Genomic DNA, 12,862 nt, shown 5'->3' with positions numbered 1-12,862 from the left:
TTTCTATTTACAGATCTAAAAGATTGTTAATTCTTAAACTGTGTTTTTTGAACACTCAGAGAACAGGTATCCCTATCGATTTAACGCTGATAAAGCTCTGCGCAAACTGAGTGATTTGAATATGCGTTATCGATGCGTTTTCTATCGATAACTTCGAGTACAAACTCGGGTTTTTCCAATCAATATTAAGGCAGTGCGCTAGCAGTATGCGAATCACACCACCATGAGTAACCAACAATATGTTGTCACTTGAATCATTCAAAAGTTGCGACCAAGCTTGAGTTACTCTGTCGTGGAAGCTCTGTAAACTTTCTGCGCCAGTTAATTGATGATTAGCAGGGTCTTTCCAAAAGGTTTCTAACATTCCCCACTTGTCTTCAAGTTCATCAAATGGGACACCATCTACTTCACCGAAGTTCATTTCCTGAAAACCCGATGCAACTGATAAAGGCACAGACATACGCTCTGCAAACAAGCTCGCGAGATCACCACATCGTCTTAGTGGAGAGCTAACCACGCTATCAAAGGTAATGTCTTGTGTAGTTAGTGCCTCACATATCTGTTCTTGAAGATCAGAGTTGACCAGCACATCAGATAAACCATTGAGCGCAGCTTTTCCTTCGACTTTGCCATGTCTTAACAAATAGATGTTTTTGGTTGTTCCATTGACCATGTGTGCGACCTAGCCTTGAATATCAAGCAAGTGATTAGATGGTTTTAAGTGCAGCGGCAATCCGGCAGCAACCAGCGTGACGCGCTCAACGACGCGAGCTAGCGCTTGGTTCATTCGTCCTGCATTGTCCACAAACAAGCGAGACACTTTACCCAGCGGCACCACACCTAAACCGACTTCGTTAGAGACCATGATAATTTGCGCCGGACTTTGCTCGACGCTTTTGACCAATACTTCAACCACGGCTTCAACCTGTTCATTAGTTGCGTCATCACCCAGTTCAAAGATGATGTTGTTCAACCACAAGGTTAGGCAATCAATCAATACCACATCTTCTTTCTCAAAAGACTGCAGTTTTTCGGCTAATTCGACGGGTACTTCATGCTCAATCCACTGCTCGCCACGACGTTGTTGATGGTGCGCGATTCGTTCTCGCATTTCATCATCAAGATATGTCGCTGTCGCAATATAATTGAGGCGTCCATTTGAACATGCTTCAAGCGCACATAATGCTTGTTGCTCTGCAAAACTCGACTTGCCAGAACGAGCTCCACCCAATACCAAATGGCTGTTTCGCTGACTTGCTTGATTAGTTTGATTGGTGTTGGTCATAGGAAGCCGTTATAGAAAGTCATTGTAAAATGCAGTAATGAATACAAGGTAAGTCAGCAACTCCATTAACTGTTGAGCCGCACCCAAGCAGTCGCCAGTAAAGCCACCAATTCGAGCCATTAACCACTTTTTGAAACCTGTTCTGAACAGATAGGCGACGACAGATAAAACCAAAGCGAATTCAAGACCAAACCACAGGCTAGGCAGCACGCCAACAAGCAATAGAAAGACAAGTTCACCTTTAGTTTGCTTATTGGCCAATGGCTTACTTTTACTGGTATCTAAATCGCTAACATAAGGCATGTCATAAATCAGTGACGCAGCAATCGCACGGCTAAAGGTATAACTGGTCACGATTACCATAAACAGTCCCGTCATGCTTATGAGTTCATTCAACAACACCCACTTGCCAAGCAAAGCCATAACCAGTGCAGACGAGCCATAAGTACCGATTCGACTGTCTTTCATGATGGTCAAGCGGCGTTCTAGAGTCATGCCGCCACCAATACCATCTGCCATATCGGTCAAGCCGTCTTCATGGAATGCACCTGTGAGCATCAGGCTAAAACTCATCATCAAGAAAATCGCTACTGCACTCGGCAGTACCGCATCAAGTAGCAAAAACACACCGCCACATAGAGCACCTAGCAACAAACCAACCGTTGAAAAGTAACGACCCGAACGATTCATTCGCTCTGTAGAATAGGGCGTGTTTTTCGGCATTGGCAAGCGAGAAAAGAAACCCATCGCCAGCGCAAAAAGCTCCCACTGATAAGTAACTCGATCTTTCAACGATCTTTCTGGTGCATCACTCATTAAACCGTGACTCCAGCACTTTCGAAGCTCGCCATGTTGTTATAGAACTCGGCTGCCGCACGAATGATTGGCATAGCTAGCGCAGCACCTGTGCCCTCGCCTAATCTCAATCCAAGATCGAGCAGTGGCTCAGCGTCGAGCAGCTCTAACAGAATTTTGTGTCCTGACTCTTCAGAGCGATGGGCGAAGATCATATAGTCTCGGCAACTCGGTTCAATTAAAGTCGCGACATACGCCGCAACCGACACGATAAAGCCATCGACTAATACTGGGGTTTTGTTTTGGTAAGCGCCAAGGAAAGCACCGACCATTTGAACGATTTCATAGCCACCGACTTGTGCGAGTACCTCTTTAATATCTTTAACTTCATTCGCATCTAAACCTTTGCAACGCGCGACACCTTGCTCAACCACAGCCACTTTACGTGCAAGCTGTTCATTGTTGATGCCAGTGCCTAGGCCAACACACTCCGCTGCAGCACGATTCGCTAATGCACTTAAGATCGCTGATGCGCTGCTGGTATTTCCGATACCCATTTCACCAAACATGATGATATTGGTGCCATTCGAAATGGTTTTAGATACAAGATCTGTACCCAGTTCAATCCCACGTTCAACCGTTTCTAAACTCATTGCCGCTTCATTGGCAAAGTTATTGGTTCGCGTACCCAAACGCTGAGAGATCAACATGTCACTGTCTGATTCCACAGGCAACAATATCCCCGTGTCGACTACCGTGATATCGATATTATTCACCGCACAGAAGCAATTGATCGCCGCGCCATCGCTTAAGAAGTTCAACACCATCTGTTGTGTTACCGCGCTTGGAGCAATACTCACGCCTTCGTCAGCAATGCCATGGTCGCCAGCAAAAATGATGATACTTGGCTTATTCAATTCGATGTGTTCAACCGCAGCTTCTTTGCCTTGGCTCTGAATCAAAGCCAGTTGATGTGCGACTTTTTCTAGTAAGCCAAGTGCGCCAAGTGGCTTGGTTTTTTGGTCAATTCGGTGTTGGATGTACTGCGAGTATTGGGTATCTAACATAGTTTTTAAAAACGCTTATTCTGGGTACGTTGATATAGGGCTGCTACTTAGGTATTGCTACTTAGGGCGTGCGACAGAAAACACATTGGAAAGCGTGGCGTATTCACCGCCACCCAATCGAGATAAAGGATCAAGTGCTAACGCGTCGATCTTAAGACGCTCACTGTCTTTGTCGATCACGTCTTCGGAAATGTACACGGTTTCGACTTGAGCAAAGATAAGGCTTTGTGGCACTTCTCCAACCTCTTTTACTTCGTACAAGGTGCATCCAAAAGCGACCGCGCACTCTTTCAATCTCGGTAAAGAGAAGCCTTCAAATTCAACCAGATCAATGTTATTCGCGGTGACTTCCGAATCACCATGTTCAAGGGTAGCTGCTGTCGCCGTCATGGTTTCGGCAGAACTTGAAGAAGCAATGTGAATCACTAGCTTACCCGTTTCTAGGGCATTACGAGTGGTATCTTTGATTTCGCCGGACGGCTTCTTCCCAACCGATAACATCAGTAACGGCGGATTACTAGAAACAGGCGTGAAATAAGAGAAAGGCGCGAGGTTGTACTCTTGGTCAGAAGATTCCGTCAATGCCCACGCAATCGGGCGAGGAACAACGGTTTGTGTCATCAGGTGATAAATCTGAGTGGGAGCAAGAGTATCAAGCTTGAGGTTCATAGCACGTCCTTGGTCTATGTGAATTACGACTCAGTTTACGTGTTAAGCAAGGCTGTATCTATGGCTATGTGGCAGAAACCGCAGAGAGTGTACTTAATTTAAACAGATCACACTGGTTTTTTCTCAGATTGACAGTCAAATTGACGAACCCTAAAACACAAATAATACTGATAATAGATTTATCAATAACTTACATTTTGGCATCGTTTATGCCTTATCTAAATTACTTATTAATCTCTCCATTGATAAGTACCCATACAGTGAATGCCCACAACACTGACGCTACACGAAGAAAGACAATCGATTGAAAGACAAAACAGAACAACGATTTAGGAGATGTAATGATTCCAAATTCAAGTAAAAGAAAACCAAATAAATCAAGTAAGAAAGCTAGCAAAAAGGTAAGGAAAATCCCACTGTCCTTTACCTAGTAAGAAGCAAGAAAAGTAACAAAGCCCGTCGCCCAGCGGGCTTTGTTATGTTTAACGCCTAACTTAAGTTTCAAACCGCATTTATCTTTCCCACCGCCATTATGTTTCATATCGTACTTATGCTTCAGACCGTACTTATGCGTCGAGCCAAACTAAATCATCTCTTTTTCCATAAACAGGCGACTCCCCACATACTACTGACCACTCGTTTAACAAACTTTTATTCGCTTAAAATTCAAACACTGTTTATATTAAACAAGCACTTGTGGAGTGAAGAAGGGATTAAAATGAGCATTTCTGGAGACAAAACATCGGTCGTGGTGGCTGGTGCAACCGGGTTAATTGGTCATCATGTGATGAAGTTGCTCATCGATGAACCCGCCGTTGATCATATCTATGCCCTATCTCGCCGAGCGTTAGATTCACAGTTTGATTCCAACAAGCTCCACACACTCATTCACAGCGACCTGCAAGTTACCAGTTGGGATGACACGAATGCGACGCCTAATCTTGGCGTTATCTGCTTAGGTACGACTAAGAAAAAGGCAGGATCAAAAGAAGCGCTTCGCAAAATCGATGTGGAACTGGTTAGCCAAGTCGCACAGTCGATGAAGTTTCTTGGGGTTCAACGCGTAGCGGTCGTTTCTAGCTATGGCGCTTCACCAGATTCCTATTCGCACTACCTTCGCTGTAAAGGACAAATGGAACAAAATTTAAAACGTATTGGCTTCAAGCAGCTTTTCATCGCACGCCCTGGGCCTCTGGTGGGTGAGCGTGATGAACCTAGAGCTGATGAAAAACTCCTGCAAAGTGTCTTTCCTCTGCTGTCTCCATTTATGCTTGGTAAGTTCAAAAACCTACGCCCTATTCAGTCGGAAGACGTAGCCAAAGCAATGTTGTTCCGGTTATTCGAAAATAATTTCCAAAATATCGAAATTTACTCGTCAAGTGACATGCTCAATTTATTGGCAAAATATCGCTAAAAAGCTCACCTATTCATCACAATGTTGAATATCCACCCATCCTATTGAGTGGATATTACTAATCGTTCTAATAAATTACTTTTCCTTATTTTACGTTTTGTTACAGGTCGCTACTGTAGCTAACAGTATTTGCGCCCATATATCTAAGCGCCCTATCGATTTAAAGAGATTCATAAGGAAAACAAATGTCATTTTCAGCTATCGCTGCCTTAGCGGTATTCACTGGTATCCTCTTTTTTCTCTACGGACAGCAGAAAAAAGAAAACACACTTTCTCGCCTCGTTTTACTCGGTTTAGTATTTGGTAGCGCATTTGGTCTTGGTCTACAGCTGTTATTTGGTGAAGGCAATCCGGTCATCAACGAAACACTAGACTGGGTAAATATTGTTGGCCGTGGTTATGTTGGCCTACTGAAAATGGTGATCATGCCATTAGTATTGGTTTCAATGATTGCAGCAGTAGTGAAGCTTGAAAAAGGCGGCTCACTGGGCAAGATTTCTGGTATCACCATTTCTGTACTGTTAGCAACAACCGCGATTTCTGCGATTGTTGGTATTGTTGTAACGCAAGCATTCGGCCTGTCTGCTGAAGGTTTAACAGAAGGCGCTCGCGAAACAGCACGTATCGCAACACTTGAAAGCCGCATCGGTAGCGTTTCAGACCTAACAATTCCACAAATGCTGATCAGCTTTATTCCGACTAACCCATTTGCAGACCTAACGGGGGCTCGCTCTACGTCTATCATCGCGGTTGTTATCTTTGGTATGCTAACGGGCATCGCTGCTCGTAAAGTGATGGCAGAGAAAGAAGAACTAGAATCTCCAATCCGTACTTTCGTTGAAGCGTCACAATCTATCGTTATGCGCTTAGTTAAGATGATCATGGCACTAACGCCATACGGCATCGCAGCGTTAATGGCGAAGGTAGTTGCAACATCAAGTGCTTCTGACATCCTCAGCCTACTGGGTTTCATCGTTGCATCTTACGTTGCGATTCTACTGATGTTCGTCGTACACGGTGTGTTGGTTTCTTTTGTTGGTGTAAACCCGAAAGAGTACTTCCAAAAGATCTGGCCTGTACTGACGTTCGCTTTCACGTCTCGTAGTTCTGCAGCAACAATTCCACTGAACGTTGAAGCTCAAATCACTAAGCTAAACGTGCCACCAGCGATTGCTAACCTGTCTGCCTCTTTCGGTGCGACGATTGGTCAAAACGGTTGTGCGGGTATCTACCCTGCAATGCTAGCAGTCATGGTTGCGCCTACAGTTGGCATCGACCCAATGGACATCAACTTCATTCTGTCTCTGATTGCTATTATCACAGTGAGCTCATTCGGTATTGCTGGCGTAGGTGGCGGTGCAACGTTCGCGGCGCTTATCGTACTTCCTGCTATGGGCCTTCCTGTAACGATTGCAGCACTGCTTATCTCTATCGAGCCACTTATCGATATGGCACGTACGGCGCTTAACGTATCTGGTGCTATGACAGCCGGTACGATCACAAGCCGCCTATTAGGCAAGAAAGACAAGCAACAAGATCTGGAACAAGCGAACGCTTAATGGGTTCGATTGATTCAAGCACTTGAGTCTCGTTAAACAAAAAAACCGATGCACATGCATCGGTTTTTTATTATCTGTTACTTCTAACTTCAATTACTTCACGAGCAACAGCTTAGAACACAAGTTGAATGACTTTTTCGGCAAGTGCTTCATCGTCGTCTTCACTTAATCCGCTGACACCAATAGCGCCAATCACCTGCCCATTTAATTCAATGGGAACACCGCCTTTAAAGCCAGTGATCTTTGGGTCAGTCCAGTAACTTAAGTCTTTACCAGTTTCTCTCGCCCAAGCACCTAAGTTACCGCTTGGCTGTCTATCTCTTGCAGATGTATAAGCTTTGTTCTGTGCTAACAATCCGGCTTGAACACTCACATTATCCATGCGAATAAACGCCAGTAACTCACCGTGCGTATCACACACGCTCACCGCGATTGCTTGTTGATTACGCTCAGCAATGTCTAGAGCGTTAGACACCAGTTGTTGCGCGATCTTTTGATTCAACATATTCATTCCTTATGGCAGTGCTTGACCACGTGAGTACACGTATAGGTTGTACCACTCTTCACGAGACAGGTTTATCTGAGTCGCGACTGCCGAAGCTTTGATTCGCTCTAGATTTGTGGTGCCAATTACAGGTTGGATACGAGCAGGGTGACGAAGCAAAAATGCCAACACAATCGCTTCACTTTCTACGCCATATTGGTTCGCTAACTGAGCCACGTAGTGCGCTGTCTTTTTCACGTTTTCATGTTCTGAATACAAACCTTGCTCAGCAAATCGGCCTTGTGCCAAACAGCCCCAAGCTTGCAGTTGGATGTTATTCAATTGGCAATGTTCAAGAGTGCCTGCGGCGAAGTCTGATTGATGGTGCCCTTGCGAGTTAATCATCACCCCATCATTCAACCAATCCAATTTGGCTAAGCTCATCTCAACTTGATTCGCGACGATGGGTTGCCCAAGCGCAGATTGCAGGTACTGAATTTGATGGCTGTTCATGTTCGACACACCAAAATAATCGACCTTACCTTGCGCTTTTATGTTCTCTAACGTTCTTGCTAGCTCATCGAGTTCCATCAAAGGATCAGGGCGGTGCAATAACAGCACATCAAGCTTTTCAGTATTCAATCGATTGAGAATACCGTCTACCGATTGGCCTACCCAATCAGCCGAGAAATCATAACGACCAACATTGCCCTCGCCTTCAAAACGAATCCCACACTTAGATTGAATGAACATCTGTTCACGCAGATCAGGCGCTTGTTGTAATGCTTGACCAAAGGCTTGCTCAGCTTTGCTGAAGGTATAGATATCCGCATGGTCGAATAAGTTAATGCCCGATTCTAGTGCGGTGCCGATTACGCTTCGTGTTTGAGCAACATCCGCACTCGTCACTGGATTATCATTCCAGCCACCACCTAACCCCATGCAGCCATAGGCAATTTGCCCAACATTCGGTAGATAATTTGATAATGGGATACGTTTTTTGTCATTCGTTTTGTTTGTAGATTCAGTGCTGTTCGTCATATCGATTCTCGCTTAGAAGATTTGCTGACCAGAAATATGCCTCTATCATATTGTTCTTTTTAAAAAACAGAATATGCTAGTTACGAAATGATTGTTTGATATGACGAACAATAGATTGGTAGGAACGCGCGAATGAACGAACACAAAAGAATAGAACGACTGATCCTGTTTGTAGAACTTGCTCAGCAACTCAACTTTACCAAGGCAGCCGAAAAGCTCGGTATCTCTAAGAGCTACCTTTCTGAACAGATCAAACGTTTAGAGAACGATTTACAGTGCCCGCTTTTGGTCAGAACCACTCGCAGTGTTCGTTTAACCCAAGAAGGCGAACGCGCGTTACAACAAGGCTTAACGATTCGCTCGCAAGTCTTACAGCTTGAACGCAGTGTTTCTGAGCAACACGACATCGTCAAAGGCCTATTACGCCTCACTGCGCCAAAGATGTTTACTGAGGTATATCTATTCGATATCTGCCAACAGTTTAGGCAGCAATACCCTGAGATTCGTTTCGAGATAAACAGTAGCTACACCAACTTTAATCTCAATCAAGATGATATCGATATCGCGTTTCGTGCCACCAATACGCCACCTGACAACATGGTGGCGAAACACTTGATTAGCTATCAACATGATTTAGTCGCGACTCCCGGTTATCTTAACCAATTTGGTCGCCCTACCAATGTGAGTGACTTAAGTGATCATCAATGCTTAGCAACTCTGCACCAAACCGAGTGGCCTTTAAAATCGGTAAATATTGATGTGTCCGGCTGGCTTTCAAGTAATGACAACCACCTGCTTAAGCAACAAGCCATGGCAGGCAGTGGCATCATCCGTATTGCAAGTTACTACGTTGCGAAAGAGGTCGAACTGGGAGAATTAGAGCGAGTGCTGCCTGATGAATGTCTGCAACAAGGCAACAGTATTTATCTGTTCTATCCGCAAGTTATTTATCCGGCAAAGAAACACCAAGTGTTCGTTAAATTTGTTCAGCATTACTTTGAAAACTTGAGAGCTTGATAGTTTAAGATCTTGAAAACTGGAGAGCTCGATCATTTAAGAGCTTGAAGATTTGGTAGTTTAAGAATATGAAAGCTGAGTTAACGAGTTGAAGAAACGGAAACCGATGAACAGATAAATCAAATAACACGAAATAAGGTTTAAATAACCCTCTTGATTTATATACCTATATTTAAAATGGGATTATCGAACAATAATAAAGCGATTTTTCGAATGCTCTCATCGATGATTGTTCTTGATAGAAAGAAATCGTGCATTTGTTCAATAATACAATGAGTTACCTATGAATGATTAACATAACTGATATATGATGCACCGCTTCAGTATGTCACATCATCTTGGCACCAGTTCGATAACAGGATCCTCATGAGCTTTATTATATTATTACTTCTTCTGCTATTCGTAGGCTTTACACGTTTACTTCAGTGGCGAAAAACCTCTCTGTTTTTATCTCTTGTTCTTATATCGTCATTTGTGCTGATTGGTTCAGGTTTAATTCCTCGTTATTTACTGAACGATCTGCAAGCCGATTACGAAAATAAGCCTGATATCCAATGGTCTGACAATAACGCCATTGTTCTTCTGGGTGCGGGAACGCAGTTAATTAAAAGCACGCAAGAGTTCGAGCCAGCCTTTTTCTCTTTTGGCCGAATCAGTGAAACCGCCAGCCAATATAAAGATTGCGCCAAAACCCAAACCACATGCAAAGTGATCATCAGTGGTGGCGATGCACAAAATAACGGTGTTGCCGAAGCAGAAGTTTATCAGCAACAATTGCTGAGACTTGGCGTTCCGATGGGTGACATCATTCAAGAGCCAAATAGCGTCAACACTTGGAAGAACGCTCAGCTCACTAGTGACCTAATGAAGCATCATAAATTCGACAACATTGTGTTGGTTTCATCTGGCCTACATATTCGTCGTAGCGAGCTCTACTTCAACCACTTCGGCTTGAATGTTATTCCAGTGAGAGCCGACTATATGGCTGCTCAAATTTCATGGTTGCCATTGTGGTACAACTTTGCGGTCACAGATTTTGCTTTGCATGAACAGATTGGCTTTGCTCGTTACAACATTTACAACTTTATGGGTTGGAACAGCAAACGCGAAAAACCAGGTGATGCTTAATCTCTTCCAATTAAGTTAACTCGAACAATAAAAAATGCAGCAGCAATCGAACGGTTGTTGGCTGCATTTTTCGATCTTGCTTATCACAACATCCCTCCTTATTTGGCTTACTCAGTACTTCCCCCTCCTTTAAACAATAAACCTATCTAATCCATCTTGCTGGCCTAAATTTTCCAAGCCAACATACCAAATAACGAGGCTTCAAAAACAGAAACGTTCAACAATTAATCACCCATAGATTGGATTGTTGAAACTAATTGAAGTCATCAAGATAAGTCTTTATCAAACAACAAGTTGATCAGTACAACCTCCTGATATCTATAAGTATTTATTTTCAATTCATTTCAGTATTTTTGGCATTGTTTTATATGACAAAGTACACCCCGCTAGAGCCCCTCGGCTTTAAATAATATCAATAAAATCTAATAACTCGATTCTAATAAAAATAGCCAAATAATGGCATTTAGGAACTTATTCATGCTTAACGTCAGTAAAACCGTTCTATTTAGCTCTGCCCTCTGTTTCATCTCTTTTGCCACTCATGCCAAGATATATTCAGACCAAATCGTATTGGATAACCTCGGTGAAGATATCTGCCGTTCCGATTATCGTCCGCTCAGTAATACAGAAGCTCAAGAACACAAAACCGCCCTACTATCTCGCATGAATGTGTGGGACATTGCTGGCCTTAAAAATGACTGGGTGATCATGGGGTCTGGCTACCACGGGCTCATCAAACAAGGACAACCAAGTGACAATACTTGGTGCTACCCCAATACCCCAGACGCAGGCCTGCCTTACTACGAAGCGCAAGCTATCGAAACGAACAATAACCTTGATATTCAACGCGCCTTAGTCAGCGACAACACGAACTTTATCAGGCCACTGAGTTACTTGGCCCATAACCTCGGTTACGCTTGGGTTGGAGGCGATAGCGCGCGTTACGTCGGCCAAGACATGGCAATAAAACCGCTTAACAATGGTTGGGAGATTAAAGGCAATAACGATGGAAGCTGTGCCGGTGATCGCTGTGATGAGAAGACAAGCATCACTGTTGATAACTTCGCTTACACGCTCGATAACACATCGTTTTTACACGGTTCTATGACAGAGACCGACCAAGAACTGATTGAAACCGTCTCGGCTTATGCAATCAATGACGACGATCAGTCTAAACAAATCGTCGTTGACCTTCATTTTGAGCAATCCACACAATGGAGTAAAACCCAACGCTTCGACCTTGCTGATTCAGTCGTCATTGATGAAACCTTTCATTGGCCACAAGTTGGAAAGACAGAAGTAAGAGTAGCGCTAGAAGATGGCCAACGTTTCTCCGATACCAACAATGGTGCTCGTTTTGAACCAACAGAACTGGAAGCCATCATCACCGTGCCTGCTCACTCAGTACTTCCTTTTCAAGTAGAGTTCTTACGCTCTACCATCACTTACCCATACCGTATCAAAACCAGCATGAGTTACGACGTGAACTTCACAGGTTTCCTTCGTTATAGCGGCAATGCGCTAAGCTCACACCCAACAAACCGCCCGACGGTCTCTCACACCTTTACCATGGGAACCACCAGCGAAGATCAAGCCAATATCCGCTACCAATGGGATCACCGTTATATTCCTGGAGAGATGAAATGGTGGGATTGGAGCTGGGCAATCAACACCAATGGTTTAAGTAGCATGCAGTACGCCGCAGGTGCCAGTGTCCGTCCTTTCTACACCTATGTTTCAGGCCAGTTTAGTGCGGAGTCACAATATTCTGGAATGATCGATATTGGTACCGAGCACTCTATTGATTCATTTAACGCCATGACACCTTCAGGCGATTACACACCCTACTACGCTGGTGACATCAAGGTTCTGACTGACTTCGACCCTGCAGCCCTAGCGCAACTGGGTTATAACAGCGCTCAGCTAACGCTTACCCCAATGCAGCCATAAGCCCATAGAAAGTTTCAGCTGTTATTCCAAGCCCATTGCGTCTGCTCTGGGCTTGATTCGTCTTACATTCTCTCAGTCATACATCTGTATTAGCCGCTAAGTATTCACTTTCTGAATCGTTTTTCATTGACTTAAAAATGAAATCATAACGACACACTAATTTGCGTAACTTAGGGTGCAAATAGGCAATCAGATTACAGTGCCTATCAGGAGGATGTATGAAACCAAATCGATCTACGGTACTCACTGGACATGTAAAACACTGCCCATGCTGCTCTACCGAACTGGTCATCAAAGACCACATTCACGTTTGCCCGCGCAATGAAATTGGCGACTGTTACTTCGATGGCTATGACCAACACGAACAGCGCGCTAATACCGATTTTATCGATCATGCAAGTGCCAATGATAGCCTTGTTTACGGCATGTCAGAACACTAAGCTTTATTCAAGA

General features: G+C 44.0%; 13 protein-coding genes. 6 read left to right on the top strand and 7 right to left on the bottom strand.

The window, feature by feature from the left end:
• Window positions 1-55: 55 nt before the first annotated feature.
• The 5 genes from cobC to AB4585_RS02995 are packed head-to-tail and all read right to left on the bottom strand — an operon-like array spanning window position 56 to window position 3,816.
• Window positions 56-673 (bottom strand): alpha-ribazole phosphatase family protein, encoded by a 618-nt coding sequence (gene cobC / locus AB4585_RS03015; protein WP_017059155.1) that lies wholly within the window; start codon window positions 671-673, stop codon window positions 56-58.
• Window positions 674-682: 9 nt separating this feature from the next.
• Window positions 683-1,285 carry a bifunctional adenosylcobinamide kinase/adenosylcobinamide-phosphate guanylyltransferase gene (gene cobU, locus AB4585_RS03010; protein WP_372157372.1) on the bottom strand — a complete coding sequence of 201 codons (603 nt, stop codon included), beginning with the start codon at window positions 1,283-1,285 and terminating at the stop codon, window positions 683-685.
• 9 nt (window positions 1,286-1,294) lie between these two features.
• Window positions 1,295-2,101, bottom strand: coding sequence for an adenosylcobinamide-GDP ribazoletransferase (locus AB4585_RS03005; RefSeq protein ID WP_372169320.1), 807 nt, complete (start codon window positions 2,099-2,101; stop codon window positions 1,295-1,297).
• Entirely contained in the window at window positions 2,101-3,147 is a 1,047-nt protein-coding gene (cobT, locus tag AB4585_RS03000) for a nicotinate-nucleotide--dimethylbenzimidazole phosphoribosyltransferase (RefSeq protein ID WP_017065520.1), read from the bottom strand. Before cobT ends, AB4585_RS03005 begins: the two co-directional genes overlap by 1 nt.
• Window positions 3,148-3,204: 57 nt before the next feature.
• Window positions 3,205-3,816 (bottom strand): flavin reductase family protein, encoded by a 612-nt coding sequence (locus AB4585_RS02995; protein ID WP_017065519.1) that lies wholly within the window; start codon window positions 3,814-3,816, stop codon window positions 3,205-3,207.
• A gap of 718 nt (window positions 3,817-4,534) precedes the next feature.
• Here AB4585_RS02995 and AB4585_RS02990 point away from each other — a divergent pair.
• Window positions 4,535-5,230 carry an NAD-dependent epimerase/dehydratase family protein gene (locus AB4585_RS02990; RefSeq protein WP_017059149.1) on the top strand — a complete coding sequence of 232 codons (696 nt, stop codon included), beginning with the start codon at window positions 4,535-4,537 and terminating at the stop codon, window positions 5,228-5,230.
• Window positions 5,231-5,415: 185 nt separating this feature from the next.
• The gene (locus AB4585_RS02985; RefSeq protein ID WP_372169319.1) at window positions 5,416-6,789 is read left to right on the top strand and encodes an L-cystine transporter; all 1,374 of its coding nucleotides are present in this window, start codon (window positions 5,416-5,418) and stop codon (window positions 6,787-6,789) included.
• A 112-nt stretch (window positions 6,790-6,901) separates the two neighbouring features.
• Here the strand turns inward: AB4585_RS02985 and AB4585_RS02980 are convergent, their stop codons facing one another.
• Both AB4585_RS02980 and AB4585_RS02975 read right to left on the bottom strand, forming a co-directional pair.
• On the bottom strand, window positions 6,902-7,294 hold the full coding sequence (locus AB4585_RS02980) for a heme-binding protein (RefSeq protein WP_017066157.1): 393 nt from the start codon (window positions 7,292-7,294) through the stop codon (window positions 6,902-6,904).
• A gap of 9 nt (window positions 7,295-7,303) precedes the next feature.
• Window positions 7,304-8,314, bottom strand: coding sequence for an aldo/keto reductase family oxidoreductase (locus tag AB4585_RS02975; protein ID WP_371721628.1), 1,011 nt, complete (start codon window positions 8,312-8,314; stop codon window positions 7,304-7,306).
• Between the two features lie 132 nt (window positions 8,315-8,446).
• On the opposite strand from AB4585_RS02975, the gene AB4585_RS02970 reads away from it, so the two are divergent.
• From AB4585_RS02970 to AB4585_RS02955, 4 genes are all read left to right on the top strand, one after another.
• Entirely contained in the window at window positions 8,447-9,331 is an 885-nt protein-coding gene (locus tag AB4585_RS02970; protein WP_017059145.1) for a LysR family transcriptional regulator, read from the top strand.
• A gap of 366 nt (window positions 9,332-9,697) precedes the next feature.
• A complete protein-coding gene (locus AB4585_RS02965; protein WP_017065514.1) occupies window positions 9,698-10,459 on the top strand; it encodes a YdcF family protein in 762 nt (253 codons plus the stop codon).
• A gap of 477 nt (window positions 10,460-10,936) precedes the next feature.
• Window positions 10,937-12,409, top strand: a complete 1,473-nt coding sequence (locus tag AB4585_RS02960) for an aerolysin family beta-barrel pore-forming toxin (protein WP_017070919.1) — start codon at window positions 10,937-10,939, stop codon at window positions 12,407-12,409.
• Window positions 12,410-12,627: 218 nt separating this feature from the next.
• Window positions 12,628-12,849 carry a hypothetical protein gene (locus tag AB4585_RS02955; protein WP_017059142.1) on the top strand — a complete coding sequence of 74 codons (222 nt, stop codon included), beginning with the start codon at window positions 12,628-12,630 and terminating at the stop codon, window positions 12,847-12,849.
• Window positions 12,850-12,862 lie beyond the last annotated feature (13 nt).

This window comes from Vibrio sp. 10N.222.49.C9, assembly GCF_041474985.1.
Taxonomy (GTDB): domain Bacteria; phylum Pseudomonadota; class Gammaproteobacteria; order Enterobacterales; family Vibrionaceae; genus Vibrio; species Vibrio crassostreae_C.
This window is presented reverse-complemented; position numbering and strand designations above follow the sequence as displayed.

Coding starts and splice junctions, on each gene's coding strand:
- cobC (WP_017059155.1), bottom strand. CDS start 673: ATGGTCAATGGAACAACCAAAAACATCTATTTGTTAAGACATGGCAAA.
- cobU (WP_372157372.1), bottom strand. CDS start 1,285: ATGACCAACACCAATCAAACTAATCAAGCAAGTCAGCGAAACAGCCAT.
- AB4585_RS03005 (WP_372169320.1), bottom strand. CDS start 2,101: ATGAGTGATGCACCAGAAAGATCGTTGAAAGATCGAGTTACTTATCAG.
- cobT (WP_017065520.1), bottom strand. CDS start 3,147: ATGTTAGATACCCAATACTCGCAGTACATCCAACACCGAATTGACCAA.
- AB4585_RS02995 (WP_017065519.1), bottom strand. CDS start 3,816: ATGAACCTCAAGCTTGATACTCTTGCTCCCACTCAGATTTATCACCTG.
- AB4585_RS02990 (WP_017059149.1), top strand. CDS start 4,535: ATGAGCATTTCTGGAGACAAAACATCGGTCGTGGTGGCTGGTGCAACC.
- AB4585_RS02985 (WP_372169319.1), top strand. CDS start 5,416: ATGTCATTTTCAGCTATCGCTGCCTTAGCGGTATTCACTGGTATCCTC.
- AB4585_RS02980 (WP_017066157.1), bottom strand. CDS start 7,294: ATGTTGAATCAAAAGATCGCGCAACAACTGGTGTCTAACGCTCTAGAC.
- AB4585_RS02975 (WP_371721628.1), bottom strand. CDS start 8,314: ATGACGAACAGCACTGAATCTACAAACAAAACGAATGACAAAAAACGT.
- AB4585_RS02970 (WP_017059145.1), top strand. CDS start 8,447: ATGAACGAACACAAAAGAATAGAACGACTGATCCTGTTTGTAGAACTT.
- AB4585_RS02965 (WP_017065514.1), top strand. CDS start 9,698: ATGAGCTTTATTATATTATTACTTCTTCTGCTATTCGTAGGCTTTACA.
- AB4585_RS02960 (WP_017070919.1), top strand. CDS start 10,937: ATGCTTAACGTCAGTAAAACCGTTCTATTTAGCTCTGCCCTCTGTTTC.
- AB4585_RS02955 (WP_017059142.1), top strand. CDS start 12,628: ATGAAACCAAATCGATCTACGGTACTCACTGGACATGTAAAACACTGC.